We start from the raw sequence: 26,570 nt of genomic DNA on the forward strand, positions 1-26,570 counted from the left end.
TTATCGGTTTAAAGGTTCAATTCTTAAAGCTCATTTTCATCTAAAATGTTTTGAACTTTAGTTTTGAAAAGTTTAGTTTGCAAAGATACAAAATATTGTGCCAAAATGGCAGGACTATTTTTGAATTAACAACATCGATCTTCTGCTACATATCAGCGGATAAAGATGTGAAATTCATCTTTAACTTCATTTCAGATTGTACAGGCTGGCCATTACACGTTGCAGGAGCCCATGTTTTTTTGATTCTTCTCACCACATATTGCATGTCGTCAAAAAACACTTCGCTGTTTAAAACTTTAGGCGCTCCCTCAATATCTATTACTTTTCCGGCAGCATCTATCGTTAAGGTAAACGTAAAGTCTCCCGACAAGGTATAGAAATCGGAATTAAGATAATTATACATGTATTTTTGCAGGATTTCTTTGTAAGCTGCCGCACCGCCTTCAAAGGCAGCAGGCTTGAAATCATTACAGCCCTTTACTGCGATCTGCAAAAAAGGCTCTTTGATGTCTATTTTGAGCAGGTTTTTATTATTTTCCATGATAAACGAGTCATCTCTGTCTTCAATATCCTGGGCAAATGAAAAGTTTGCGATAAAAAAAACTATCAATAGTACAGAGGTTTTCATAATACTTTTTATTTATCAAATGACCCATAAAAAAGGGTTATTTTGTAATCCTTTTTTCCTATCTTAATAGGGATTTCACCGATTATTACAGCAACCCTTTAATATGCCTGTAATTGCTCTTTACTGTATCAAACACCTCTTCCATTTTACCTCCAAGCATCAGTTGCGCCATGGATTTGGTCATTCCCAGCACCTGGTCAAATTCTATTTTCGGAGGCAGTGCCAGCGCATTAGGGTTTGTAAAAATATTCAAAAGATACGGCCCGTTATATTCCAGGCATTCTCTGATGGCATCCGCCACTTCTTCGGGCTTATGGATATTCTTTCCCGGATAGCCCATAGCCTGTGCCACCAAAGCAAAGTCGGGGTTCATCATGTCTGTTTCATTATCCGGCATTCCTCCTACTTCCATTTCCAGTTTTACCATTCCAAGGGATCTGTTATTGAAAACAATCAATTTCACCGGAAGCTTATATTGAAAAATAGTAGCCATATCACCCAATAACATTGATAAACCGCCATCACCGCACATCGCAATCACCTCCCTTCCCGGATAAGCCAGAGATGCGCCAATAGCCATAGGCATTGCATTGGCCATAGAGCCGTGGTTGAAAGACCCGAGCATCTTTCTTTCACCTGTTCCTGTAATGAACCTGGCTCCCCATACGCAGCACATGCCGGTGTCTACTGTAAAAACAGCATCCTTTCTGGCCAGCTGATCAAGAGTGTAAGCAACATATTCCGGCTGGATGGAATTTTCTTTTCCGAAATCCCTGACATATGCCATCTGATTCTCTTTTACTTTTTCATAAAACTCAAGTTGCTGATTGAGAAAATGAGTGTCTTTCTTTTCTTTTAACAGAGGCAATAAAGCATTGATGGTTTCTTTAACATCTCCCGTGAGCCCGAGCTCGAGCTTTGCCCTCCGCCCCAATCTCTCCGGGCTTTCGTCTACCTGGGCTATTTTATTTTTCACAGGCATGAACTTCTGGTATGGGAAATCTGTCCCTAAAAGGAGCACCAGATCTGCTTCATGCATGGCGTGATAGGCGGATGGAAATCCCAGAAGTCCTGTAAGTCCTATTTCATTAGGGTTATTGGGCTGTATCGCCATTTTTCCCCGGAAAGAATACCCTACCGGTGCTTTTAAATAACCTGACAGTTTTATGACCTCCTGTCCGGCTTTTTCTGCCCCTATCCCACAGTAAAGGGTAATCTTTTCACTTTCATTGATAAGATCCGCCAACCTGCCCAGCTCTTCATCAGACGGACGTATAACAGGGTTTGTTTTGAATACCTGCAGAGGTGGCCCCTTCCTCAGCCGGCAATTCCGAAACATCACCCGGAAGGCCAATGACAGCTACCCCTTTTTTGGAAATCGCATGCTGAATAGCTGTTTGTACTGTTCTCTGAACCTGTTCGGGTCTTGTTATCATCTGGTTATAATAACTACAATCATCGAACAGCTTTATCGTGTTCGTTTCCTGAAAATAATCCATTCCCATTTCATCGCTCGGGATCGTAGAAGCGATCACCAGCATCGGAACATGGGAACGGTGGGCTTCGTAGACACCATTGATCAGGTGAACGTGTCCGGGTCCGCAACTTCCCGCGCATACGGCAAATCCTTCAAGCTCTGCTTCAGCCGCAGCAGCATAGGCTCCAGCTTCTTCATGCCTGACATGTATCCATTCTATCGAGCTCTTTTTTACTGCGATATTCAAGTGATTAAGGCTATCGCCGGTTACGGCATAAATCCTTTTAACGTTTGCATTTTCGAGCATTTCAACGATCTGCTCCGCTATATTTTTTGCCATAATTCATATTTTGATTTGGTGTGCATCAGAATAGATGTATAAGGTGTTATTAAATTTCAAGCATTTCTTCTATCAAATTTAATGAATCTTCAACATTCCACCTGTATTTTCAGTTAATTTTCCCGATAATAAAAAAGGCCCTGCAACTGCAGAGCCTGATATGAGTAATATAAGATTACAATACTTCTATCTGGTTTCTCAACAGATCTTCAAATTCATCTCTTTTGCGGATCAGATGGGCCTTGCCATCTAAAAATAATACTTCAGCCGGCTTCAGCCTTGAATTGAAGTTGGAGCTCATTTCAAAGCCATAGGCTCCCGCATTATGGAAGGCCAGAATATCTCCTTCTCTTACCTCGTTTAGCTTTCTGTCCCAGGCAAAAGTATCTGTTTCACAAATATTCCCAACCACGGTATAGATCCTTTCCGCTCCTTTTGGGTTGGAAAGGTTTTCGATAACATGGTAAGAGTCATAAAACATGGGACGGATCAGGTGGTTGAAGCCGGAATTTACCCCTACGAAAACCGTTGCAGTAGTTTGTTTGATAACATTGGCCTTTACCAGCAGATAACCGCTTTTTCCAACAAGAAATTTCCCGGGCTCAAACCATAATTCAAATTTTCTGCCTGTTGTTTTGGAAAACTCGGCAAGTACTTTTTCAACTTTTTTCCCAAGGGTCTTCACATCTGTCTCCATCTCGCTGTCCTGGTAAGGAATTTTGAATCCGCTTCCCATATCAAGATATTTCAGATTCGGGAAATGTTCGGAAAGTTCCAGCATAATGTCCAAAGCCTGTAAAAACACCTCAGGATCCTTGATCTCGCTTCCCGTATGCATATGAAGGCCTTCTACATTAAGATTGGTACTCTTCATTATCCTTTCGATATGACGGAGCTGATGAATGGAAATCCCGAATTTACTATCAATGTGGCCCGTAGAAATTTTATAGTTTCCACCGGCAAAAATATGAGGATTGATTCTTACAAAAATCGGATACGTATTCCCGTATTTATTCCCGAATTGCTCAAGAATGGAGATATTATCAATATTGATATGAACTCCGTACTGCATAGCTTCTTCAATCTCTGCCAGATCAACACAGTTGGGAGTGAATAATATTTTTTCTTTGGGAAACCCTGCCTTTAGACCAAGCTTCACTTCATTTATAGATACGCAATCTAAAGAAGCTCCCAGGTTCCTGACATATTTTAAAATATTTATATTGGTTAAAGCCTTAGCCGCATAAAAGAATTTTGTGTGTTTTAAAAAAGAAGATGTAAGTTTCTCGTATTGAGTTTTGATAGATTCAGCGTCATAAACATACACCGGCGTGCCATATTCATTGGCAATTTTTAGCAAATCTGTTGAATTCATAATAATTAAAATACTTCTTTTTTGTTATAAGAAGTTACAAAGGTAAGGAATACTGAATTTATTTTGGTAATGGTAAGGTCTCAAAATCACCACGAAGCAGCGCCAACTGCAATTCATTGTTTAAATCTGAAGAGGGCAAAGGCAACTCTATTTTTAATTTGGAAAGCTTGCTTAATGTCTGGATCTGCGTGAACAGCTCATAAAAACCGTAGGAAGTTATCCTTCCGTTCTCTATAATCAGGAATAGTTTTTCTCCTAACTTTCTTCCCGCACCCAGCCACAGCTCATTGCGCTTCCTGAAATCTATTTTCTTTTTAAAGGCATCAATATCCTTAAACTCTTCTTGTCCAGATATGAACTGAACTGCTTTTGCTCCCTGGGTAAAGGATTTGAACTTTAAAATAGGTTTTTCTGCCTTATTCAGCTTATTTTTTTCAACAATATATTTATCGTTTCTGTAATAAAGCCCGAAAGGAAGCGATTCTCTTTTTCTGATGTTTTTAGAGCTCAATATCAATTTGGCGATGATATCACTTCCTGTAAGCTCAAAATTTATCTGCTGTACCTCTGTCTGAATGCTTTCCCATTTCCTGGATTTGGAATTGAAGACCTTTTTGGAAAATTTATTGATATCCTGTACATGGTCTGAAAAAATAATCTCCCCGCTCTCATTCTGAAAGTAGACAAATCCTTTTTCATTCGGCAAATCCTGGGTTAACTCTTTGATTTTATTGATATATGTTTTAGCATTGGTCTCCTCATGCTGTTTCTGAATGATCTCATTTTCAGTATCCTTTGAGATCAAAAGTTTAAAAAGCTCCAATGTAGCCCTTGCATCGCCATCTGCCCTGTGGTGATTCGTCAGCGGAATGCCCAGAGACTTGACCAGCTTCCCCAATGAATAGCTTACTTCATCAGGAATGAGCTTTTTTGCCAGGGGAATAGTATCTAAGGTGTTAATCTTAAAATCATATCCAAGCCTCTTGAATGATTGTCTGAGCATTCTGTAATCAAAATCAATATTGTGCCCTACCAATGTGGTATTTTGGGTTATTTCAACGATCCTCCGGGCAATTTCATGGAATTTGGGTGCTGTTTTCACCATTTTAGGGGTAATATTGGTCAACTTCTGCACAAAAGGGGTAATGTCACTTTCAGGGTTAACAAGTGAAATAAACTGATCGACAATTTTCTGCCCGTCATACCTGTAAATAGCAATGTCTATAATGCATTCTTTTCTGTAACCTGCACCATTACTTTCTATATCTATAATTGAATACATTTAAATTATACAGCTAACTTTTTTAGATTAATGTTAATAATACCCGCCATAGCGCCCTAAACAACTTCATGACTACACATACATAAGCTATGCCATAAATCAGGACAGCTCCGGTTATATTGATCTTCGGATGCCATCATCTGAAACATATGAATTTATCCCACAGCCGGTACTCCGGATAGCAATTTGTAAAGAGGCTAAAATAATAAAATTATGTCAAAACAGTAAAACACCCGCTGCCTCCATTATATTATATTTACATTAAAATATCCGTAATTGCTTCCGGGCTATCTTCTTCTTCCCCCCAGCCCGAACATTCCCAGAATGGCTTTAGCACTTTCCCGCATTAATGTACTGGTAAAAGTTCGTCCGGCTTTACTTTCCAGGATTTGTTCAAACATTCCGGGCTCTTCCTTCACCGGCTTCGTCTTGCCCGCCGGTGCATTTTGGGTTGCCTGTTCCATTCTGTTCACAAGCATTTCGTAAGCAGATTCCCGGTCAATAACCTGCTCATATTTAGCCACTAACGCCGATTTACTTGTCAAATCCGAGATCTCGGCATCATTCAGGACATCCATTCTTGATTCAGGGGATATCAGGTAGGTATGAACCAATGGTGTCGGGATACCTTTTTCATCCAATGCAGTCACAAAGGCTTCGCCAATCCCCAGATTCTGGATCAGGGTTGAAGCGTCATAAAATTCCGTGGTAGGGTAATTCTCCACTGCTTTCGAAATTTCTTTTTTATCTTTGGCCGTGAAACCTCTCAGCGCATGCTGTATCTTCAATCCCAGCTGTGAAAGCACACTTTCCGGAACATCCCCGGGAATTTGGGTGATAAAATAAATACCTACTCCTTTGGAACGGATCAGCTTCACCATGGTTTCGATCTGTGAAATCAAGGCTTTGGATGATTCATCGAAAATCAAATGGGCTTCATCAATAAACAGTACCAGTTTCGGCTTACCACTGTCGCCTTCTTCAGGAAAGGTCATGTAAATCTCCGCAAAAAGAGACAGCATAAATGTTGAGAACAGCTGTGGCTTATTCTGAATATCTGCAACCCTAAGGATATTGACCACTCCCTTACCTTCCCTGGTCTGAAGTAAATCCTGAACATCAAAACTCAGCTCCCCGAAAAAACCGGATGCTCCCTGTTGCTCCAAAGCTACAATTGACCTTAAGATAGCTCCCAGTGAAGATGAAGCAATGGAACCGTAATTTGCAGCAAGCTCAGCCTTACCCTGCGCATTATCCGTTACATATTGTAAGACCTTCTTCAGATCATTCAGATCTATTAAAGGAAGTCCCTTATCATCACAGTATTTGAAAACTATTGACATGATACTTTGCTGGGTATCATTCAACTGCAAAATTTTGCTCAGCAAAACAGGCCCAAATTCAGTAACGGTCGCCCGCAGTTTCACCCCTCTTTCACCCGAAATGGTCATCAGCTCTACAGGGAATGCCTGGGGGTGATACGGCAGCTGTGTTTTTGCATATCTTTCCTCGATTGCCGGATTCATGGTACCGGCTTCGGCAATTCCTGAAAAATCTCCCTTAATATCCAAAACCAATGACGGAATTCCCGCATGAGAAAGCTGCTCGGCAAAAACCTGCAGTGTTTTGGTCTTTCCTGTCCCTGTAGCTCCTGCAATAAGACCGTGCCTGTTGATGGTCTTTAAAGGAATGGTCACGTTTACCTCCGGGATTACCTCTCCGTTCAGCATGCCTTTTCCTAATATGATATGTTCTCCTTTTGGAGAATATCTTGCATTCAATTCCTCAATAAATTGTGCTTTATCTGCCATTTGACTTTTTTTTAATTCATAAATATAAAATTTTTTATAAAATATTTTATATGCCGGGATAATATTCATGATTAAGTTCAGTTATAAAGCTTCGTAAATTATTCTTAACTTAGTACGATCAAGAATGGGACTTTTAAAAATCTTTGATTTAGAATGAATAAAAACTTTATAGATTTATTCTATTGCTATAGATTCTTTATTTTAGCCTGTTTTAAAAAAATAAACACGATTTTTGTACTCAATTAATAAAACTGTTATATAGATAATGAAAGTTGAACAAATATATACAGGCTGCCTCGCTCAGGGTGCATATTACATTGTATCAGAAAATGAAGCTGCAATCATAGACCCCTTGAGGGAGGTGAAGCCTTATCTGGACCGTCTGGAAAAGGATCATGTAACTTTAAAATATATTTTTGAAACTCATTTCCATGCGGACTTTGTTTCAGGGCATCTGGATTTGAGCAGGAAAACCGGCGCTCCTATTGTATATGGCCCTACGGCACAGCCGGATTTCGAAGCACTTATTGCGGAAGATCATCAGATTTTCAACATCGGAAAAGTAAAAATAAAGGTTTTACATACTCCGGGACATACCATGGAAAGCTCCACATTTCTTTTAATTGATGAGAACGGCAAGGAAACGGCAATCTTTACCGGGGACACACTATTTTTAGGAGATGTGGGAAGACCTGATCTTGCCCAGAAATCCACCAATCTCACCCAGGAGGATCTGGCAGGGATTCTATATGACAGTTTACAAACCAAAATCATGCCTCTGGATGACAGCATTACCGTTTACCCGGCTCATGGCGCAGGCTCTGCGTGTGGAAAAAACATGCAGAAAGAGACCGTCGACACATTGGGAAACCAGAAAAGAACGAATTATGCTTTGAATCAGCCAGATCGGGAGTCTTTCATAAGAGAGGTTCTAGATGGGTTAACGGCTCCGCCAAAGTATTTCGGCATGAATGTGGCCATGAATAAAAGCGGATATGAAAGTCTTGATGTTGTTATGAACAAAGGTTTAAACCCGGTTTCGGCAGATGAGTTTGAAGCTTTTGCCGAAGAAACAGGGGCCTTGATTTTAGATACCAGAAGCCCGGGAGAGTTTTATAAGGGCTTTATCCCGAATTCAATCAATATCGGTCTAAAAGGGGATTTCGCACCATGGGTAGGAACCTTAATTGTAGATGTGAAATATCCTTTGCTGCTGGTAACGGATGAAGGCACTGAAGAAGAAGCCATCACAAGACTGAGCAGAGTGGGCTTTGATAATGTGCTGGGATATCTGAAAGGGGGCTTCAGGGCCTGGAAAGATGCCGGAAAGGAGACCGATGATATAAAAAGAATTTCTCCCGAAGAATTTGCTGAGCAGTATAATGAAAATTCCAAGGTCATTGATGTAAGAAAATTGACGGAATACTCTGCCGAGCATATTGACAACGCCTATAACAAGCCTTTGGATGTGATCAGCGACTGGGTGCATTCGGTTGACAATTCCGAACATTTCTTTCTTCATTGTGCAGGCGGCTACCGCAGCATGATTGCAGCCAGCATACTTAATTCACACGGAATCAGAAACTTTACCGAAATAGAAGGTGGATTTAACGGAATTAAAAAAACTGAAAAGTTCCCGATCTCCAATTTTGTCTGCCAATCCAAAACTTTATAGGAATGAAAATAAAGAATACGGCGGGAGGTGTCATTCTTACAACAGCCCTACTGCTAAGCAGCTGTAAGACGGCAATGGCCTCCGATATATCCAAAGCGGATATTAGGGATGTCGTTAATAGTCCTGATGTTACCTTAGTAGATGTAAGGATCCCCGAACAGTATGAAAAGGGAACGGCAAAGAATGCCATCAACATCCCTCTGGCGGAGACACAGAATAATACGCACGTCCTTAAAGGCAAAAAGGTTGTTGTATTCTGCAATAAGGGTATTCAGGCAGATCAGGCTGTGGAAATATTAAAGCAAAACGGAGTGGATGTTTATGATGGTACGAGCTGGGAAAATGTCAGGGCAATTCAGAATGAAAAAAGATCTTCACAACCATAAAATGTTAACACTATGTCACAAAAATTCCAGGAAATCATCAACTCGGAACGGCCTGTACTGATCGATTTTTTTGCCACCTGGTGCCAGCCCTGCAAGGTTCAGTCTTCGGTTTTAACTACCGTAAAAGAAAATGTAGGCGAAGGAGCCAGGATCATAAAAGTGGATGTCGATCAATATCCTGCCTTAGCTTCTCAATATGGAGTAAGAGGCGTTCCCACGTTAGCGATCTTCAAAAATGGGGAGTTGCTATGGAAAGAAAGCGGTGTGCATGACGTAAATACTCTGACCCAACTTTTAAAGCAATATATGTAAACTGTGATCATTCACAGTTTTTTTATAGTTGGATTGAAAACTGATCCCTGTCATTGAGAAATTGAAAATGATTCCTGAAATCCGTCAGCTCAGGCATAGATAATTCCGCTGAGATTATATTTCCGTTTTTGTTGGATATTTCTGTTCCGTCAGCAAAAAAACAATGAGAACTTTCTTTATAAAACAATTGGTTCCCGTCTGTTCCGATCCTGTTCAGGCCGAATACGAATGATAGATTCTCTATAGCTCTTGCCTTAAGCAGATGCTCCCAGGCAGCCACTCTTTTCTCAGGCCAGTTGGCAACATATAAAATGGCATCATAATCATTATTATTCCTTGCAAAAACCGGAAAACGAAGATCATAACAAACCTGCAATAAAAACCGGAATCCTTTATATTCTACAATTACCCTTTTCCTGCCGGGAGTATATATCTTATCTTCCCCTGAAAAGGAAAACAGATGTCTTTTATCATAAAAGCTGATGTCACCATCGGGCCTGACGAAATACATCCGGTTATAGAACTTCCCTCCTTGCTCTACCGGAGCACTTCCACAGAAAGCAGCATTCTTCTCCCCTGCCATTTTTTTAAGAAACCCAAGGGATTCCTCATTCTTATCCGAAACCTCTGCGGCATCCATACAGAATCCTGTAGAGAACATTTCCGGAAGAAGGAAAATATCCGCCTCCTGATCTTGAAGCTGATCTTTTATCAATTGAAAGTTGTCCTTTTTATTTTTCCAGACGATATCTAAATTTAGCCCCGTAATTTTCATAATCTTATCCAAAACTTCTATAAAAATACAGTTTTTTATTGGTTTCGGTTCTATTTTTGATACAAATAATCTTTAGTAATAACATTAAAAAGTGTAATATTTATGAAGAAACTGGTTTTTGTTTTCATGATGATTCTTTTCGGTGCTACCGCTAACGGACAAGCCTGGACGGGAAAAGGAGATCAGAAAATACAATTGGGACTCAATGCCTGGGGATATGGCACAGGGGTTACCGGAACTTATGATTACGGCCTAAATAAGCTCTTATCAATAGGTGCCGGTCTTAATGCTTATTTTGACGGTTATAAAGATAATGACGATGACAACAGGGTCTTTGTTTTCGGGCGTCTGAACTTTCATTTACAGGAAGCTCTGGGCCTTCCTTCAAAATGGGATATTTATCCGGGTGTGGATTTAGGAGTCCTTGGAAAAGATTTTGGAATCGGTGCCCATATCGGAGCCCGTTACTTTTTCAATGATAGAATCGGGGTATTTGCAGAGGTCGGGAACAATGGCAGCCTCGGGGTTTCTTTCAATTTATAGAGCCATTCTGAAAAATATATGACAAAGCTTCTTATCAGAGAGGCTTTTTTTATTTGGCATAGTTTTGATAATTGTTACCTTTGCAAATCAAAATCTAAAATTTATTAATGGAATTAGCAATCAAGATTTTCCAGTTTATATTAAGTATTTCAATCTTAGTAATTCTTCACGAGCTCGGACATTTTCTACCGGCAAAATGGTTCAAGACCAAAGTTGAAAAATTCTATTTATTCTTTGATCCATGGTTTTCTATCGTAAAGAAAAAAATCGGCGAAACGGAGTATGGTATCGGGTGGCTCCCTTTCGGAGGCTATGTAAAGATCGCCGGTATGGTGGATGAAAGCATGGATACCGAACAGCTGAAACAGCCGGCCCAGCCTTGGGAATTCAGAGCAAAACCTGCCTGGCAGAGACTTATCATCATGCTCGGAGGAGTTACCGTAAATTTCTTTTTAGCCTGGCTTATCTACAGCTGCCTCTCTTTTTTCAATGGGGAAATGTATACCGACCTTAATAAGTTTACTAATGGAGTGGAGGTAACCAATGCAGGAAAAAAAATGGGTTTCCAGAACGGAGATAAAGTCATCAGTATTGACGGGAAGCCAGCGGAGAGACTGGAAAATGCATCTATTAATATTCTTTTGGGGAATAACGTTACCGTGTTAAGAAACGGTAAAGAAGTCACTTTCCCTATAAACCCTGAAGGTGTAGCTGAAGTTCTTAAGCAAAAAGAAACAAAGCTCTATATCAGTCCGAGGGTGCCGATGGTCGTTGATTCATTGGCAACACCTGCTTCTCAAGCATCGGGATTTGCTGTTGGTGATAAAATAATTGGGATCAATGGACAAAAAGCCTCATTTTTTGATGAAGTAAGCTCTATTTTGAGTCAAAACAAAGGAAAAACAATTTCTGTAGAAATACTAAGGAACGGTGTTTCCCAAACTTTGCCTGCTGTTTCCGTAGACAAAAACGGTAAATTAGGAATAATGATTGAGTCCAAATCAATTGCAAAATCAATTGTAACCGATAAGAAATATTCTTTCGGAGAAGCTATTCCAAGAGGTTTTGAAAGGACTATTGAAGCCTTAACCATGCAGGTGAAGCAGTTCAAAATCATGTTTAATTCCAAGATCCAGGGATATAAAAATGTAGGAGGCCCTATCGCTATTGTAAAGAATATGCCTATAGATAAAGATAAGGATGGAAGCTTCGCTATCAACTGGCCTGCTTTCTGGGGCTTTACAGCGATGTTTTCCGTTTGGCTGGCATTCCTTAACCTGATCCCTATCCCGGGGCTGGATGGCGGGCATGTATTGTTCACTTTATGGGAAATCATTACGGGAAAACCGGTTCCTCAAAAAATTCTGGAGAATGCCCAGATGATTGGTGTTATCTTCCTGTTAGGTTTGATGTTATTGATTTTCGGAAGCGATATTTTCAAAGTACTTACCGGAAAACTGTAATATTTTTCGAAAATTTTAAATAAAAATTTGTCTGGTATAAATATTCGTCCTATATTAGCACCACTAAAAACAAAGGACATTCCTCCTTAGCTCAGTTGGTTAGAGCATCTGACTGTTAATCAGAGGGTCGCTGGTTCGAGCCCAGCAGGAGGAGCTAAAATCCATCAGAAATTCTGATGGGTTTTTTATTTAATTCTAAGTCATAATTACTGGGATCTTTAAAAATTAATGCTTTGAAAATTAGAGTTAAAGATAAAAACTCCTTTGTTTAAAAGCAATATCTCTCCAAAAATTTGCTTGATATCATTATTCCTGTTATCTTTGCACCACTTAAAAACAGAAGAATATTCCTCCTTAGCTCAGTTGGTTAGAGCATCTGACTGTTAATCAGAGGGTCGCTGGTTCGAGCCCAGCAGGAGGAGCGCTAAAAATCAAGAGGCTGTCTCAAAAGGTAAATTAACGCTCTGAGAATCTCTTAAATGACAAAAGTTGTCAGACAGGAGTCCGAGAGAGGGGGTACTTTTGAGACAGCCTCTTTTTCTATAATTTGTCACGAATATTTCACGAACATTAGTATCCTTATTTATTGTTATATTAGTACATGTTTTATTAATAACAAGAAAATAATGGAAAATTTCTACACATCATTTTTACCTTTGTTTTGATTCTTACGTTAATTTACATTATGGTAACAAAAAATAGGATTAGAATGTTTACTATTATTTCACTATTGTCTTGGAAGTTATGTGGTAATGCTCAAATTAAAAAAAATATATTATAATAATGAACATTGAAAAATATTGAGTTCGCTTTTATTAATTGAACTAATTTATTATGTTTATGATACTAATAATATTGACTGAGCTTGGAAAATAATGAAAAACAGTTTAAGAGATATGTATAATTCTGTATCAAGAAAACATTTACAGATATATGTTGATGAATTTGTTTTTAGATTTAATACTAGAAAAATGGAGTGCAGAGTTAGATTTAATTACTTACTTTTGAACTCTAATATATTATTAAAATTTAGAAAATTTAAAAATGATTAAACTTTAATCTGAAAATTAACACTTTTGGATTCTAAATGAAATTTTATATTTTTGATAATCAAATACATGTAAATTTCTTATTTTTGAAAAAACAGAAATTTGGATAATTTTGAAGAGCAGTTAGAAAATTTTATTAGAAACACAGATCATGAGTATTATACAACTCAAACAAAAATATGTTACTTTATTGTAGAAAGAATTTATAAAAGAGTTCTAGATGGGTATGATTTTGGTGCTATAAAGATCGATGAAGAATATGGATTGATTAAGGAAGGAAATCATAGATATATTGCTTATAAAATGGCTGGTTATGATTTTAAAATAATACCTTGGACTAAAAATCATACTGATCCTTTCAATAGAATTAATGACTTTGTAATTGATAATGAAGAAGATTGGGACAGGAATGATCCTGAATATATTAAGTATTGTACAGATGAATTTCTTAAAGATTTATAGGTAATATGAAACTTTTTTTAGACATTGATGGTGTAATGGTTCATGCTAATCCACATAGAACAGTGGAGTTAGAGGAGGATGGATTTTATAAATTTGATAATAAAGCTGTAGATGTTTTGAACTCTATAGATCATTCAAATATTGAATTAGTTTTATCAACCTCCCATAGATTCAGATATAATGTAAACCAATGGAGACGTATTTTTCGTAGGAGAGGTATTGAATTTAAAAGAGTATCTATAATGGCAATTGAAGTAGAACATAGACAATCTAGAAAATTTGAAATAGAAAAATGGATTACTGATCATAATATAGATTCAAACGACATAGTTATAATAGATGATGATAAATCTTTAAATGCTCTTCCTGAAAAATTAAAAAGAAGATTAATTTTAACAAATCCATATACAGGACTAACTAATGCAGATGAGCTAAAAGAACTTTTAAAATAAAAAGCAAATATTAAAAACTAGATTGGAAAATAAAAGAGAGGCTGTCTCAAAAGGTAAATTAACGCTCTGAGAATCTCTTAAATGACAAAAGTTGTCAGACAGGAGTCCGAGAGAGGGGGTACTTTTGAGACAGCCTCTTTATTTTTTAACAACTAGTGTAAAATTGGTATAGTTACCAAATATAAATGAGTTTTGCAATGAATTTTTTAAGGGAAACTATTTCATAAAATATTATTTTAATAATGAGAATTTGCTATACTCTAAATTCATTTGAAAAAATAAAGAACTGAAAAAATTCAATTTCAAAACAAAGTATGGGTTTTTGTGATGTAAGAAAATCAATAAAGTAGAGTAGCCCAGGGTATTATCGAGCTCCCAAACCACTGGAAGATTAATAAAGGGGCATTAAACTGTCAAGACATCCTACTGACAGATTATTCGTTTTAATAAAAAAATAATACTGTAACGCAGTCAAAATGATGGTGTTATTCATTACCTTTGCAGTTTATATATACATGCACAAAATTTTTTTATCTTTTAACCGTTTTTGAATAATCTGCATGCTTTTTGTTTATGCTATTGCCTGGAAAAAAAAACAAATGTTAATTACCAATTATAAACATCATTATTTATTTATTCTCATCCTTTTCTCCGGTATTGTTTATTCCCAAAATACGGCAAACGGTAAAATTGTTGATGCTAAAACCAATAAAGAAATCAGCGGGGTTGATGTTTTTATCAATGACAGCAATAAACCTTTTTTGACGACCACAGCGGGCAGTTTTAGCGTACAATCAGACAGTATTATCTATAAGCTTAAGTTTCTGAAAAAAAACTATGCTCTGGAAACAGTAGATATCACCCCTGAAAATGCCCGTAATATTTTTGTGAAGCTTTCCCAGGAAAAAGTAAGTGATATCCAGGAAGTGGTGATCCACAATGAAAAACCTAAGTATAAAAACAAAAAAGAAAATCCGGCTTATGCCATCATGCAGGAAGTCTGGAAAAGAAAAAGGAATAACGGACTGAATAAATTTGACACCTATACCTTCAAAGAGTACGAAAAAATTGAGTTCGATGCCAATAATTTAGACAGTGCATTCATGAAGAAAAAAATCTTCAACAAGCTTGATTTCATCTTTGATTATGCAGATTCCACGGCCAGAGGCAAAATGGCCCTCCCTATTTTCCTGAATGAAGCCATATATGAAAATTATGGAGAAAATAAACCCGGAAAAAAGAATAAGAGGCTTCTGATCGCTCAAAAAACATCCGGATTCCAGGATAACCAGATTGTTACTCTTACGGCTAAAAACCTGTACCGGGATATCAATATTTATGACAATACCTTAAATTACTTTGATATCGGCTTTCCAAGTCCTGTGGGGACAGATGGCTTCAGTACTTATGATTATAATCTGATCGATACCGTATCCATACGCGGGGAAAATGCCTATAAGATAAGGTATCAGCCTAAAAGAACCGAAGTTTTGGCCTTCCAGGGATATCTTTTTATAGATACAGACAGCTATGCCGTTCTGGAAGCTACTTTAAAGTCTACGCAGAAAATCAATGTCAATTTTATCAATGGGATATCTACAGAGCTGGAATATGACAACCCCGATGAAAATACATTCCTGCCAAAAAGATTTGTCACCGAAATTGAGATGACTCCCTTTTCAAAAAAGAAAACCGCCAAAAGTATAATTGCCAAAAGAACGGTAGACTATTCTGAATATGAATTCAATAAGCCTCTGGACGCAAAGGTGTTTACCCGGAAACCGGAAGAATATGACGATAAGTTTGTGGAGAAGGATGATGCATACTGGGTGAAGGCAAGGCCAGACTCCCTGTCCAAAAGTGAGCAGGGCATTTATGACATGCTTGACAAGCTTCAGCAGACGCCAAAGTTCAACAGGCTTGTAAAATTATATGAAACACTGGGTTCCGGATATTACAATATAACAAAAGGCATTGATCTGGGCCCTATCTTTTCCGTTTATGGAAGAAATGAGGTTGAAGGAGACAGGATAAGGCTTGGCGCAAGAACTTATTTCACCCGTAATGACCCTTGGAGGATTCAGTTCTACACTGCTTATGGCTTTAAGGATCAACAGGTCAAATATGGAGCCGAGGCGAGGTTTATGTTCAACAGAGTCAATCGGTTTATGGTGGGTGCGGGAACAAGAAGAGATATTTTACAGCTGGGGGTCCAGTTGACCACGGATGATGGTATCATGGCCCGTTCATTTGCATCTTCCACCGTTTTTGCAAGAGGAGAAAATGCATCCCTGAGCTCCGTGAACCAGACCAATATTTTTACGTCAATTGAACCGTGGAAGAACTTCCAGATCCGGGTTGACGGTACCATTCAAAGCATCAGATCAGCAAATCCCGAAGGGTTTAACCTTATGTACTACAGAAACGGAGAGCTTAGAAAAACGGTGAATGACTCTCACGTCACTGTCAGCTTAATAGCAAGGCCCGGGGCAAAATTTTCACAAACAGGTATCGACAGATATGAGCATGGCACTCTGGCACCTACTATTATTTTAAAATATACCAGAGGGATTGAAGGGCTGTTCAATGCCGATTATAATTATAATAAGCTTCAGTTCATGTTTTATAAGCCCGTATTAATCGGAAGCTGGGGTAAGACCTTGATCAATTTTGAAGCGGGAAAGAATTTCAATACCGTTCCGTTGGCTTTACAAAATGTAATTCCGGGAAACCAGTCGTACAGCCTGGCTGCCAATACTTTTGCGCAGCTTAATTATTATGAATTCGTGGCAGATACCTATACCACACTGCATCTGGAACATCATTTCAACGGCAAGGTCCTTTCCTTTATCCCGTTGATCAAGAAACTGAAGTTAAGGGAGGTCGCTTTCCTCCGGGGTGCTTACGGTACCTTAAGTGATGCCTCTAAAAACATCAATGTGGAAGGCTTTAAATATTCAGCTCCAAGCGAACATGTTTATTATGAATACGGTTTCGGAATTGAGAATATAGGCTTTGGAAATTTAAGAATTTTCAGGGTTGACTTCAACTGGCGGGGAAATTATCTTGACCGGCCCGATATCTCCAGATTCGGAATAAAAGCCGGCTTCCAGGTTGGATTTTAAGAATAAAAAACACCTCTTAGCGAAAGAGGTGTTTTTTTATTTACATGTAATTACATCCACCACAGATGGGCACCAGGGTCTGCGGAGAAAGACAAACCGGGCGGCTTTCCGCCGGCAGGCTGCAATACCAGTCACAGGAGATACCTTCACATTTAAAGCCTCCTTTTAATGTTTTGAGATCAGCCCTTGAAAGTTTTTTTAGATTTTTCATATGAATTTAGTTTAGAGTTGATGTATAAATATAACGAAAAAAGCCCCTTTAATAGTATTCAGAAAAGGGTAATAAAAAACCTCAGCCCACGGCCGAGGTTTGACTTTCTTTATAAAACGCTTAATTTATGCGTTTGGTTCTACAGATACGAAAGATCTGTTATTTGCTTTTTTAGTGAAAACTACTTTACCGTCTACTAAAGCAAACAAAGTATGGTCTTTACCGACTCCCACGTTTGCACCTGGGTGATGCTGAGTACCTCTTTGTCTAACAATAATGTTTCCGGCAATAGCATCTTGACCTCCGAAAATCTTCACACCTAATCTTTTAGAGTGAGATTCTCTACCGTTTTTGGAACTACCAACTCCTTTCTTGTGTGCCATTTTATTAGTGGATTATTATTATTTATTAAGTGCTTTAAAATTTCCGATATTCTTTACGATAGCAGCATCTACTTCCTCATGGGTAAGAACATCTTTTCCTAATTCTGCCTTCACTTCTTTTCCTAAAGTGATTAAAGCTTCTCTGTTGTCTTTAGACTGAGACAGACCGTTTTTCTTCAAGTGATAGTTCAGTTCATGATCTTCACTGAAGTTAACGGTTGCGTTGTCTGAAAGAACTTCTGCTTTAGGTTCTGATTTTACAGTTTCTTTTTTAGCAGCTTTCTTAGCCCCACCTTCAAAACCGGTGATTCCTGTGATCTGAATCTGGGTTAAAGATTGTCTGTGACCATTTTTTACTTTGTAACCTTTTCGTCTTTTCTTTTTGAAAACGATTACCTTATCAGCTTTTACATGGTCTAAGATCTCTGCATTTACAGTGATACCATTTACAGCCGGGGCGCCTACAGTGATTGCTCCGTTTACAGTAAGAAGAACTTTATCAAAAGAAACCTTGTCCCCTTTCTCTCCTTTCAAACGGTTTACAAACAACTTCTGGTCTTGCTCAACTTTGTATTGAAGCCCTGCTATTTCTACAATTGCAAACATTGTTTATAAATTTTTAGTTATTTCGAGGTGCAAATATAAGAATAATTTTCTAATTAGCTCACAATCAAAACTTCTTTTTTCACATACCATAAATTTCACTATGCTTTGAATAATTTTTCCCGGTATTACACTGCAGCATAATGGATTATTTTATAACTTCGTTTTCACCAAACAAAATTTTATATGAAAAGAAACTTAAATTTCTGCTTTTTAGCAGGGGCAATTGCCGCGTTTTCTTTAATAGGCTGTAATGATGATAATCTGGAAGACACCACAGCCCCACAGCCTCAGACGGAATATGCCAAAATCGAGCAACCAGGAGAGTTGGAAAAGATGTGCTCTTTTGTAGACCAATACTGGAGTTCAACAGCCGTTTTGAAAACAACGCTCCAGAATGACACGGATACCAACTTTATGAATTCCCAACTAACTAAAATTGCAAGTATGTGGGGAAATAGCAGCCCTGTTTTAAGATTTGTGGACGATCCGGTAAATTTCAACTCAACCTACAATGCGATATCTTATTACATCGGGAGAATCTATTACGGCTATGCCATTTATTATGATGCTAAAAATAAAGGTGGAGACATCGTTAACGCAATGATTCTTGCTCATGAATACGGTCACCAGCTACAATTTACTTATAATTTACCTTCCGTAAGTGAATCGACAGCAAGACCATCTGAGCTGGAAGCGGATGGTTTTGCAGGATACTATCTCAGAAGACCCAACGGGTACAATAAAACCAATTTCGCAGAGGTAGCAGCAGCTTATGAATTTGCTGCAAGCATCGGAGACTATGCTACGACGAGCCCTAATCACCATGGAACTCCTCCTCAAAGAAGATCGGCAGTGCGTCTGGGATTCCTTCTGGGCCAATATAACCTTTCAGCCGCTGATTTTGATTATAACTTCTTCTATTACTACCAGGGTGTTCTTAACGGAACCTATAAAATGAAAAAAAATCCGAGAAATCCTGAACTTGACGCTTACATGAGCCAATACATGGAGGAATTAAGAAAAATCCAGACGGGAGAGATCTCTGCTGAGGAATTTAAAAATCTCAAATAAAAAGATGACCAATAACATTCATTATTAGTATATTTAAGGAAGAGGTAAGCAAGACGCTTGCCTCTTTATTATTTATAATTCCAAAAGTTTAATTACTTTTGGGATTTATGCGATACAAGAATGAACAGAGATCTCTATATTGATTTTGCCAAGGGACTGGCGACACTGTCCATCATATTCATACATACAGCCTTCTGGTCCGGCCAGTTTTATATCCCGGCTGAGGTCAGAGTATTTTCATTGGTATTTGATGTCGCTTTGTTTTACGCTTTAAGCGGTATCACTTCCGGTTCAGATATTGAAAAAACTTTTTACAGATTGCTAAAATTACAGATCACCTATATGATCTTTGTAACCTTTCTGTTTTTCCTGGATTATGCTTTTAAAATTTTCGGACAGACTTTCTTCTCGGCAGAATGGTTACAGGATTTTTATTCGACCTTTGGATCAAAATACGCCGCTACAGGGATTTCTTCCGAGCCGCATTGGGAAAATCTCGGTAACTGGTATCTTCACCAGTATACCAACGCAGATACCTTTCCTGTTGTGATGGGTAGTTTCTGGTATCTTAAGGTATATTTTATTCTGAGTATCTTCGGCGTCTTAATTTTAAGATTCTTCCCACGGCATATCAATTGGTTTATAGGAATTTGTATTGCCCTGACATTGCTATTCAATATATTCCCATGGTATTATCCCACAGGACAGGTAGGCTACGTTGCCTTTTACCTCGCCATATTCCTTATCGCCAACAGGATGCGCGGAAAAAGAATCCCAACAAAGATGATTCCCCTGCTCTACGGAGCAGCCGGCTTAGCGCTTATCTGGATGTTCTCTCATTACGGGAAAGATATATTCTATAAAATAAACAGAAATAAATTCCCACCCAAAATACCCTATATAGTTTGGACGCTTTTTTCTTTGGTGACTCTGTTTGTTCTTTACAACAGACTGAAAATCAAAAAAGAAAATATAATTACCCATATCGGTAAAAATGCTATTTTCTTTTATTTCGCACAGGGAATAAGCTCTTCGCTTGTTTATTTCATTGTGGTTCCGCTCAATGGAAGAATGCCATGGTGGCTTCTGATGATCGGTATTTACCTCATCAATATAATTCTGGCCTTCCTTATTGCAGAAGGTTTAAAGAAAATAGACCTGGCGGGGTGGAAGACACTCCAATTCTTACGGAAGAAAACGGCAGGCTGAATTAATTTTTATTTTTTCCGCTTCTTGCCAGGAGTACAATAATAATGAGCAGGGCAATACCTCCAAGAATCAGATATACAGGATCCGTATACCACTCTGTAGTTGTGGTGGTTTTTGAATTGACACTGTTAACTTTCACTGTTCCGGAATCCTGGGCAAATGTGGTGAGTGACATCAACATAGAAAATACTAAAGTCAGCCCCATGTTAAGCTTACTTTTTAAAACTGCAATTGTTTCCATTGTTTATTTTTTTTATTCAATAAAGTTATATCAAAAAAAATACCACCATTTTCATCCATTCGATTGAAAATTATAATATTAGTTCTCTATTTTTAAATTTAAATAAAGCTTCTTACTTATTACAATTTATTTTATTTTTACAAAAAAATTTATACATGTTTAAGTTGAAACTTCCTACCGATCCCAGGTGGGCAAACATTGCGGAAGGGAACATCGAAGAGATTTTGACGGATCATGCCTGGTGTGAGCAGAAAGCGGCTACAAATGCCATCACTCTTATTACCATGCTTCCAGAATATCCTGAGATCGTCACAGAACTCCTTGCCATTGCACAGGAAGAACTTGATCATTTCAATCAGGTACATGAAATCATAAAAAAAAGAGGCTATACCTTCGGAAGACCGAGAAAAGATGAATATGTAAATGAGCTTGCCAAATTTATTGTCCAGGGAAGCAGAGAGGAACTGATTGTCGATAAGATGCTTTTTGCTGCCATGATAGAAGCCAGAAGCTGCGAAAGATTTAAAGTTCTCACTGAAAACATTAAAGATGAAGAGCTAAAGGTTTTTTACAGAGAGCTGATGATTTCCGAAGCCAATCACTATACTACCTTTATCGGATTTGCCAGACAGCTGGGTGATGCCGATAAAGTAAACAAACGTTGGGAAGAATGGCTTGAATATGAAGCAGGCATTATCAAATCCTACGGCAATAAGGAAACGATTCACGGCTAAAATAACCAAAGATTAAATTGAAAAAACTGACCTTTGAAAATATTGCTAATTTTTTTCTGAAAAACTTTTTTCAGGGATTGGTAATTATTGGCCCGATCGGGCTTACTATTTTTGTCATCTGGTACATCGTTACTTCCATAGACAATATTATCCCGTCTGTGGCCAAAGAAATCCCGGGGTTGGTTTTTCTTTCTACCATATTGATTACTGCGCTCTTGGGGTATCTGGGAAATAAATTTGTGGTCGGAAGGTTCTTTTTTGACACTATGGATAGCTTACTGGAAAAAACTCCTGGCGTAAAGCATATTTATACCCCTACCAAAGACGTTATGTCTTCATTCGTAGGTGATAAGAAAAAATTCAATAATCCTGTCTGGGTAAAGACCAATGAGAACCCGGAAATCTGGAGGATCGGGTTTTTAACCCAAAAAGAAATGGCTGATGTGGATAAGCATAACTACGTTGCTGTTTACCTTCCTCACTCCTATGCTATTTCCGGCTGGGTAATTGTTACTGAAGAAAAAAACATCAAGCCTGTAGTGGGAATGACCGCAGCTTCGGCGATGAAATTTGCCGTAAGCGGTGGTGTTGCCGGATTCCACTCAGACGATAACATATTCAAAGCTCCGGAATAAATTCTTATTCCTCTTTAATATACTTTTGATGAATTTGAAAATTATTTCAAATAAAATTTTCTTTAAAACAATTAATAAAAATATTTAATCATGAATTTACCGTACGCGGAGCCATTCCGCATTAAAATGATTGAAGAGATCCGTCAATCAACAAGAGAAGAAAGAGAGCAATGGCTTAAGGAGGCAAAATACAATCTTTTCAATCTAAAATCCTCGCAGGTTTTTATTGATTTGCTTACAGATTCAGGAACAGGGGCAATGTCCGACAGGCAATGGGGAGCTTTGATGACAGGCGACGAAAGCTATGCAGGATCACGTTCCTTTGAGCAATTGCATAACACTGTAAAGAATATTACGGGATTTAAATATCTTCTTCCAACACACCAGGGAAGAGCTGCGGAAAACGTTTTATTCTCTGTTTTGGTAAAGGACGGAGATGTGGTTCCGGGAAATTCACATTTTGATACCACCAAAGGCCACATCGAGTTCAGAAAGGCCCATGCAATTGATTGTACCATAGATGAAGCTTTTGACATCAATGATCTGCACCCTTTCAAAGGAAATATTGATCTTGAAAAGCTGGAAGAAGTCTATAAGTCCCATCCTAAAGAAAAAATCCCTTTTTGTCTGATCACCATCACCTGTAATTCATCCGGTGGACAACCTGTTTCCCTTGAAAATATGAAGGCTGTAAAAGAACTTTCAGACCGATATGGGATCCCTGTATTCTTCGACTCGGCAAGATTTGCAGAAAACGCTTACTTCATCAAAAAAAGAGAAAAAGGACAGGAAAACAGAAGCATAAAAGAGATCTGTAAGGAAATTTTCTCCTATGGTGACGGGATGACCATGAGCTCTAAAAAAGACGGACTTGTAAACATCGGGGGCTTCATTGCCTTAAATAATGAAGAAGTATTCAGAAAAGCTTCCAATTTCACTATTATCTACGAAGGCTTCATTACCTACGGAGGTATGGCCGGAAGAGATATGGCCGCATTGGCGGTAGGTCTGGATGAGGCTACGGAATTTGCTTACCTGGAAAGCAGAATCTCTCAGGTAGAATATCTCGGGAATAAGCTTATTGAATATGGCATTCCTGTTCAGAAGCCAATTGGCGGACATGCCGTATTCATTGATTCGTTAAATTTCCTGCCTAATGTTGCCAGAAAAGAATTTCCGGCCCAAACCCTGGGACTGGAGATTTATAAAGAAGCAGGGATCAGAACCGTGGAAATAGGGACCTTATTGGCAGACCGAGATCCTGAAACAAGGGAAGACCGTTACCCTAAGCTGGAGCTTGTGCGTCTGGCCATCCCAAGAAGGACTTACACCAATAATCATATGGATTATATTGCTACCGCTATCAGGAACGTTTATGAAAGACGACATGAGATTACAAAAGGATATAAAATCACATGGGAGTCTGACATATTAAGGCATTTTACCGTGCAGCTTGAAGAAGCATAAAAAAATTTAAACCGGGAAACATCGCCCGGTTTTTATTTTCCAAATATTGACATTTTAATTTCAGCCTGTCGGATTCTTAAAAATTCTGATATCCTTCTCTACATTTCCCTGAATCTATCTTTTAGTTTCCTGAGATTACCAACGGGATGTCCAACCGCATGTTCTGGAACAGGGAAAATTGCTGTAGTTCGTGTTTCTCAACTTCTAAAGAAAGTGTATACAGGATTATCAGCAGTTTCCGATAAGCAATCCTTTTATATATTGATTATTCAATACAACCTCTATTATACAAAATATTTGATTGATATAATTTTTCAAACAATGGTGAATTTATTTGCCGGTTTACCATTAAAATTTAATACTTTTGATAATACCAACATCAATTTACAGTATAATATGAAAATTAAATGCATGGGCGCCGCGTTTTTGGGCACTGCTTCCATATTGTATTCGCAGGAGATAAAAAAAGACACAATTTCCAATGAAAAGCAGCTTGAGGCAGTAACGATCACCGGAAGCAGAAATAAAAAAAGAACAGTTGTTGACACCCCCGTCCCTATTGATGTCATAGATATCAAACAGGTAAGCCAGTCAACAGGGCAGATAGAAGTTAACCAGCTCCTGCAGTTTTCGGCTCCTTCTTTTAACTCCAACAAACAATCCGGCTCAGACGGTGCGGATGCAGTTGATCCCGCAACATTAAGAGGGCTGGGACCTGATCAGACCCTGCTTTTACTTAACGGCAAGAGATATCATCAGTCTTCCCTTATCAACCTTTTCGGAACCAAAGGAAGAGGAAATACCGGCTATGATATGAATACCATTCCCATCGGGGCTATTAAAAGAGTGGAGGTACTCCGGGATGGAGCGTCTGCCCAATATGGCTCTGATGCTATTGCGGGTGTCATAAATGTTGTTTTAAATGACCGGGATCAGGGATTTGAGGGAAATGCCTTTTATGGCATGAACCTTTTTAAGAGCCCCGGAAATGACGACGTTGTATCAGACCGTAAGGTAGATGGAATCACTTTTGACTTCAATGGAAATTTAGGTACAAAGATAGGATCAAACGGAGGTTTCGGGAATTTTACAGCTGAATTTGTAAATAAGGATTTTGCTATAAGAAATGCCAATCCGGCTATGTATGCAGGCGCACCAAGACAACGTTTCGGGGATGCAAAATCACAAAACGTTTATTTTTTCGGAAATATTGAAGTTCCTTTGTCTGATAACCTGAAATTTTATTCCCATCCGGGGTTTTCCCACCGGAATACCCATGCTTATGCCTGGACCAGAAGTGCTGATGCAGACGGAAACATCCCCGAAGTTTATCCGAACGGTTTTAATCCGGTCCAGAATACAAGTATTACAGACTTTACGTTTGATAACGGTTTAAAATTCAAAGTTGCCGAATGGGATGTAGATTTTTATAATGCTTTTGGAAACAACCGGTTTACCTATGAAATCGACAATACCATTAATGCAACGTTAGGAGTAAATTCCCCGACAAGCTTTTACGCAGGAGGACATTCTTTGTTACAGAATACCACAGGATTCAATGCTTCAAAGCAGTTTAATGTATTGGAAGGCCTGAATATTGCTTTCGGCTCAGAGTTCAGGTATGAGAAATTCAATATCATTAAAGGAGAAGAAGCGTCCTATGCCATGTATGATATCCATGGAAATATAGTGACCGCTGATACAGATGAGAGCTTGCTGGTAACAAACCCGCTGAGTGGCAATGTGAGGCCGGGAGGTTCTCAGGGATTCCCGGGTTATTCCCAGAAGGTAAGCAAAAGCAGGAATAATTTCGCAGCCTACCTGGATACCGAGCTGGATATCACCAGGCAATGGATGATAAGTGTTGCCGGAAGATTTGAAAATTATAATGATTTTGGAAGTACCATCAATGGCAAGTTCGCCACACGATATGCGATCACCCCTCAACTGGCTTTCCGGGGCTCCGTTTCTACAGGCTTCAGGGCCCCTTCTCTGGCACAAAAATATTATAGCTTACAATTTACAAATTTCCAGGGAGGTGAGTTAGTAACCATTCAGCTTGCTTCAAATGACAGCGATCTGGCAAAGGCAGTGGGCATTCCACAGCTAAAAGAGGAAACGTCAGTGAACGGAAGTGCCGGATTTACTTTTAATATAGCAAGATTTACAGCAACTGTAGACGGATATTATATCAAAGTAAAAAACAGGATCGTGCTTACTGGTAATTTTTCCCAGGATGATGATGCCATCGGGCCTATCCTCGCAGCCAACCATATTGATCAGGCCCAGTTCTTCACCAATGCGATAGATACCAGGACAAAAGGCATAGATATCATTTTAAGTTACAATGATAATATTGGCAAAGGAAGGCTTTCCGCAACTTTAGCCGGTAACTATAATGACATGGAAATCACCAGGGTGAATACCACCCCTGAATTAGCCGGAAAAGAAGATATTTACCTGAGCCCCAGGGAAAGAGCTTTCATACTGGCATCTGCACCCAAAACCAAAATCAATTTAAATCTAAATTATAAGATCAATAAATTCAATGCCAATCTTCAGCTGGTAAGGTTTGATAAAGTGACTTTGCTTGGCTATAACGGGCCGGAAGATACCCAGGTTTACAACCCAAAGGTCACAACTGATCTGTCCTTTGGATATGAATTTACAAAGAACCTAAGCCTTACGATAGGCAGTAAAAATTTATTCAACCGGTATCCTACTCTTCAAAGGACCTCTGTATCTGACGGCAATACTGAATCCGGAGGGATCTTTGATCCTGTACAGATGGGTTTTTCCGGAAGACAGGCATTTGCAAGGTTCAACTTCAAATTTTAATATATTCAGAAGGCTCCCGC

Annotated in this window: 24 protein-coding genes, 2 tRNA genes and 1 pseudogene; 17 read left to right on the forward strand and 10 right to left on the reverse strand. The window is 38.7% G+C overall.

Features of this window, described 5'->3' with window-relative positions; translation table 11 throughout:
* Positions 1–145: 145 nt before the first annotated feature.
* The 5 genes and pseudogenes from ABMQ40_RS03500 to ABMQ40_RS03520 form a co-directional block, all read right to left on the reverse strand.
* Positions 146–628 carry an energy transducer TonB gene (locus ABMQ40_RS03500; RefSeq protein WP_370896601.1) on the reverse strand — a complete coding sequence of 161 codons (483 nt, stop codon included), beginning with the start codon at positions 626–628 and terminating at the stop codon, positions 146–148.
* An 85-nt stretch (positions 629–713) separates the two neighbouring features.
* Positions 714–2,445 (reverse strand): annotated as a pseudogene (locus tag ABMQ40_RS03505) (thiamine pyrophosphate-dependent enzyme).
* A gap of 175 nt (positions 2,446–2,620) precedes the next feature.
* A complete protein-coding gene (lysA, locus tag ABMQ40_RS03510; protein ID WP_370896603.1) occupies positions 2,621–3,820 on the reverse strand; it encodes a diaminopimelate decarboxylase in 1,200 nt (399 codons plus the stop codon).
* 58 nt (positions 3,821–3,878) lie between these two features.
* Positions 3,879–5,102, reverse strand: a complete 1,224-nt coding sequence (locus tag ABMQ40_RS03515) for a 3'-5' exonuclease (RefSeq protein WP_370896605.1) — start codon at positions 5,100–5,102, stop codon at positions 3,879–3,881.
* Between the two features lie 287 nt (positions 5,103–5,389).
* Positions 5,390–6,913, reverse strand: a complete 1,524-nt coding sequence (locus ABMQ40_RS03520; protein ID WP_370896607.1) for a helicase HerA-like domain-containing protein — start codon at positions 6,911–6,913, stop codon at positions 5,390–5,392.
* A gap of 265 nt (positions 6,914–7,178) precedes the next feature.
* Between ABMQ40_RS03520 and ABMQ40_RS03525 the strand changes: the two genes are divergently transcribed.
* From ABMQ40_RS03525 to ABMQ40_RS03535, 3 genes are read left to right on the forward strand one after another with little or no spacing between them, the layout of a single operon-like run.
* Positions 7,179–8,588, forward strand: a complete 1,410-nt coding sequence (locus ABMQ40_RS03525) for an MBL fold metallo-hydrolase (RefSeq protein WP_370896609.1) — start codon at positions 7,179–7,181, stop codon at positions 8,586–8,588.
* Between the two features lie 2 nt (positions 8,589–8,590).
* Positions 8,591–8,974: a rhodanese-like domain-containing protein gene (locus tag ABMQ40_RS03530; RefSeq protein ID WP_370896611.1), complete on the forward strand. Its 384-nt coding sequence runs from the start codon at positions 8,591–8,593 to the stop codon at positions 8,972–8,974.
* Positions 8,975–8,986: 12 nt separating this feature from the next.
* Positions 8,987–9,286 carry a thioredoxin family protein gene (locus ABMQ40_RS03535; RefSeq protein ID WP_370896613.1) on the forward strand — a complete coding sequence of 100 codons (300 nt, stop codon included), beginning with the start codon at positions 8,987–8,989 and terminating at the stop codon, positions 9,284–9,286.
* A gap of 22 nt (positions 9,287–9,308) precedes the next feature.
* On the opposite strand, the gene ABMQ40_RS03540 is transcribed toward ABMQ40_RS03535, so the two are convergent.
* Positions 9,309–10,061 carry a nitrilase-related carbon-nitrogen hydrolase gene (locus ABMQ40_RS03540; protein ID WP_370896615.1) on the reverse strand — a complete coding sequence of 251 codons (753 nt, stop codon included), beginning with the start codon at positions 10,059–10,061 and terminating at the stop codon, positions 9,309–9,311.
* 102 nt (positions 10,062–10,163) lie between these two features.
* Here ABMQ40_RS03540 and ABMQ40_RS03545 point away from each other — a divergent pair, with 102 nt between their 5' ends.
* From ABMQ40_RS03545 to ABMQ40_RS03580, 8 genes are all read left to right on the forward strand, one after another.
* Positions 10,164–10,604, forward strand: a complete 441-nt coding sequence (locus ABMQ40_RS03545; RefSeq protein ID WP_370896617.1) for a DUF6646 family protein — start codon at positions 10,164–10,166, stop codon at positions 10,602–10,604.
* Between the two features lie 107 nt (positions 10,605–10,711).
* Positions 10,712–12,067 carry an RIP metalloprotease RseP gene (gene rseP / locus ABMQ40_RS03550; RefSeq protein WP_370896619.1) on the forward strand — a complete coding sequence of 452 codons (1,356 nt, stop codon included), beginning with the start codon at positions 10,712–10,714 and terminating at the stop codon, positions 12,065–12,067.
* Positions 12,068–12,147: 80 nt separating this feature from the next.
* A tRNA-Asn gene (locus tag ABMQ40_RS03555) sits at positions 12,148–12,221 on the forward strand.
* 194 nt (positions 12,222–12,415) lie between these two features.
* Positions 12,416–12,489 (forward strand) — tRNA-Asn (locus ABMQ40_RS03560).
* 453 nt (positions 12,490–12,942) lie between these two features.
* A complete protein-coding gene (locus tag ABMQ40_RS03565) occupies positions 12,943–13,119 on the forward strand; it encodes a transposase (protein ID WP_370896621.1) in 177 nt (58 codons plus the stop codon).
* Positions 13,120–13,218: 99 nt separating this feature from the next.
* Positions 13,219–13,578, forward strand: a complete 360-nt coding sequence (locus ABMQ40_RS03570) for a hypothetical protein (RefSeq protein ID WP_370896623.1) — start codon at positions 13,219–13,221, stop codon at positions 13,576–13,578.
* Positions 13,579–13,583: 5 nt separating this feature from the next.
* The gene (locus ABMQ40_RS03575; RefSeq protein WP_370896625.1) at positions 13,584–14,030 is read left to right on the forward strand and encodes an HAD domain-containing protein; all 447 of its coding nucleotides are present in this window, start codon (positions 13,584–13,586) and stop codon (positions 14,028–14,030) included.
* Positions 14,031–14,629: 599 nt separating this feature from the next.
* Positions 14,630–17,155, forward strand: a complete 2,526-nt coding sequence (locus ABMQ40_RS03580; RefSeq protein WP_370896627.1) for a DUF5686 family protein — start codon at positions 14,630–14,632, stop codon at positions 17,153–17,155.
* Between the two features lie 40 nt (positions 17,156–17,195).
* On the opposite strand, the gene ABMQ40_RS03585 is transcribed toward ABMQ40_RS03580, so the two are convergent.
* From ABMQ40_RS03585 to rplU, 3 genes are all read right to left on the reverse strand, one after another.
* Complete coding sequence (locus tag ABMQ40_RS03585) at positions 17,196–17,366, reverse strand: bacteriocin-like protein (protein ID WP_370896629.1); 171 nt, start codon at positions 17,364–17,366, stop codon at positions 17,196–17,198.
* A gap of 125 nt (positions 17,367–17,491) precedes the next feature.
* Positions 17,492–17,749, reverse strand: a complete 258-nt coding sequence (gene rpmA / locus ABMQ40_RS03590; RefSeq protein ID WP_370896631.1) for a 50S ribosomal protein L27 — start codon at positions 17,747–17,749, stop codon at positions 17,492–17,494.
* Positions 17,750–17,767: 18 nt separating this feature from the next.
* On the reverse strand, positions 17,768–18,355 hold the full coding sequence (rplU, locus tag ABMQ40_RS03595; protein WP_370896633.1) for a 50S ribosomal protein L21: 588 nt from the start codon (positions 18,353–18,355) through the stop codon (positions 17,768–17,770).
* A 183-nt stretch (positions 18,356–18,538) separates the two neighbouring features.
* On the opposite strand from rplU, the gene ABMQ40_RS03600 reads away from it, so the two are divergent.
* Complete coding sequence (locus tag ABMQ40_RS03600) at positions 18,539–19,426, forward strand: neutral zinc metallopeptidase (protein ID WP_370896635.1); 888 nt, start codon at positions 18,539–18,541, stop codon at positions 19,424–19,426.
* Positions 19,427–19,546: 120 nt separating this feature from the next.
* A complete protein-coding gene (locus ABMQ40_RS03605; protein WP_370896637.1) occupies positions 19,547–20,635 on the forward strand; it encodes an acyltransferase family protein in 1,089 nt (362 codons plus the stop codon).
* A 1-nt stretch (position 20,636) separates the two neighbouring features.
* Here the strand turns inward: ABMQ40_RS03605 and ABMQ40_RS03610 are convergent, their stop codons facing one another.
* On the reverse strand, positions 20,637–20,876 hold the full coding sequence (locus ABMQ40_RS03610) for a hypothetical protein (RefSeq protein ID WP_370896639.1): 240 nt from the start codon (positions 20,874–20,876) through the stop codon (positions 20,637–20,639).
* Positions 20,877–21,031: 155 nt separating this feature from the next.
* Between ABMQ40_RS03610 and ABMQ40_RS03615 the strand changes: the two genes are divergently transcribed.
* From ABMQ40_RS03615 to ABMQ40_RS03630, 4 genes are all read left to right on the forward strand, one after another.
* Positions 21,032–21,610 (forward strand): MiaE family protein, encoded by a 579-nt coding sequence (locus ABMQ40_RS03615; RefSeq protein WP_370896641.1) that lies wholly within the window; start codon positions 21,032–21,034, stop codon positions 21,608–21,610.
* 17 nt (positions 21,611–21,627) lie between these two features.
* Positions 21,628–22,245: a DUF502 domain-containing protein gene (locus ABMQ40_RS03620; RefSeq protein ID WP_370896643.1), complete on the forward strand. Its 618-nt coding sequence runs from the start codon at positions 21,628–21,630 to the stop codon at positions 22,243–22,245.
* Positions 22,246–22,335: 90 nt separating this feature from the next.
* The gene (gene tnaA, locus ABMQ40_RS03625) at positions 22,336–23,712 is read left to right on the forward strand and encodes a tryptophanase TnaA (RefSeq protein WP_370896645.1); all 1,377 of its coding nucleotides are present in this window, start codon (positions 22,336–22,338) and stop codon (positions 23,710–23,712) included.
* Between the two features lie 396 nt (positions 23,713–24,108).
* The gene (locus ABMQ40_RS03630; protein ID WP_370896647.1) at positions 24,109–26,550 is read left to right on the forward strand and encodes a TonB-dependent receptor plug domain-containing protein; all 2,442 of its coding nucleotides are present in this window, start codon (positions 24,109–24,111) and stop codon (positions 26,548–26,550) included.
* Positions 26,551–26,570 lie beyond the last annotated feature (20 nt).

The sequence above is a fragment of the Chryseobacterium gossypii genome (assembly GCF_041361455.1).
Lineage (GTDB): Bacteria > Bacteroidota > Bacteroidia > Flavobacteriales > Weeksellaceae > Chryseobacterium > Chryseobacterium gossypii.

Excerpts from the sequence above, each read along its gene's own strand:
- ABMQ40_RS03500 (WP_370896601.1), bottom strand. The coding sequence starts at position 628 with ATGAAAACCTCTGTACTATTGATAGTTTTTTTTATCGCAAACTTTTCA.
- lysA (WP_370896603.1), bottom strand. The coding sequence starts at position 3,820 with ATGAATTCAACAGATTTGCTAAAAATTGCCAATGAATATGGCACGCCG.
- ABMQ40_RS03515 (WP_370896605.1), bottom strand. The coding sequence starts at position 5,102 with ATGTATTCAATTATAGATATAGAAAGTAATGGTGCAGGTTACAGAAAA.
- ABMQ40_RS03520 (WP_370896607.1), bottom strand. The coding sequence starts at position 6,913 with ATGGCAGATAAAGCACAATTTATTGAGGAATTGAATGCAAGATATTCT.
- ABMQ40_RS03525 (WP_370896609.1), top strand. The coding sequence starts at position 7,179 with ATGAAAGTTGAACAAATATATACAGGCTGCCTCGCTCAGGGTGCATAT.
- ABMQ40_RS03530 (WP_370896611.1), top strand. The coding sequence starts at position 8,591 with ATGAAAATAAAGAATACGGCGGGAGGTGTCATTCTTACAACAGCCCTA.
- ABMQ40_RS03535 (WP_370896613.1), top strand. The coding sequence starts at position 8,987 with ATGTCACAAAAATTCCAGGAAATCATCAACTCGGAACGGCCTGTACTG.
- ABMQ40_RS03540 (WP_370896615.1), bottom strand. The coding sequence starts at position 10,061 with ATGAAAATTACGGGGCTAAATTTAGATATCGTCTGGAAAAATAAAAAG.
- ABMQ40_RS03545 (WP_370896617.1), top strand. The coding sequence starts at position 10,164 with ATGAAGAAACTGGTTTTTGTTTTCATGATGATTCTTTTCGGTGCTACC.
- rseP (WP_370896619.1), top strand. The coding sequence starts at position 10,712 with ATGGAATTAGCAATCAAGATTTTCCAGTTTATATTAAGTATTTCAATC.
- ABMQ40_RS03565 (WP_370896621.1), top strand. The coding sequence starts at position 12,943 with ATGAAAAACAGTTTAAGAGATATGTATAATTCTGTATCAAGAAAACAT.
- ABMQ40_RS03575 (WP_370896625.1), top strand. The coding sequence starts at position 13,584 with ATGAAACTTTTTTTAGACATTGATGGTGTAATGGTTCATGCTAATCCA.
- ABMQ40_RS03580 (WP_370896627.1), top strand. The coding sequence starts at position 14,630 with ATGTTAATTACCAATTATAAACATCATTATTTATTTATTCTCATCCTT.
- ABMQ40_RS03585 (WP_370896629.1), bottom strand. The coding sequence starts at position 17,366 with ATGAAAAATCTAAAAAAACTTTCAAGGGCTGATCTCAAAACATTAAAA.
- rpmA (WP_370896631.1), bottom strand. The coding sequence starts at position 17,749 with ATGGCACACAAGAAAGGAGTTGGTAGTTCCAAAAACGGTAGAGAATCT.
- rplU (WP_370896633.1), bottom strand. The coding sequence starts at position 18,355 with ATGTTTGCAATTGTAGAAATAGCAGGGCTTCAATACAAAGTTGAGCAA.
- ABMQ40_RS03600 (WP_370896635.1), top strand. The coding sequence starts at position 18,539 with ATGAAAAGAAACTTAAATTTCTGCTTTTTAGCAGGGGCAATTGCCGCG.
- ABMQ40_RS03605 (WP_370896637.1), top strand. The coding sequence starts at position 19,547 with ATGAACAGAGATCTCTATATTGATTTTGCCAAGGGACTGGCGACACTG.
- ABMQ40_RS03610 (WP_370896639.1), bottom strand. The coding sequence starts at position 20,876 with ATGGAAACAATTGCAGTTTTAAAAAGTAAGCTTAACATGGGGCTGACT.
- ABMQ40_RS03615 (WP_370896641.1), top strand. The coding sequence starts at position 21,032 with ATGTTTAAGTTGAAACTTCCTACCGATCCCAGGTGGGCAAACATTGCG.
- tnaA (WP_370896645.1), top strand. The coding sequence starts at position 22,336 with ATGAATTTACCGTACGCGGAGCCATTCCGCATTAAAATGATTGAAGAG.
- ABMQ40_RS03630 (WP_370896647.1), top strand. The coding sequence starts at position 24,109 with ATGAAAATTAAATGCATGGGCGCCGCGTTTTTGGGCACTGCTTCCATA.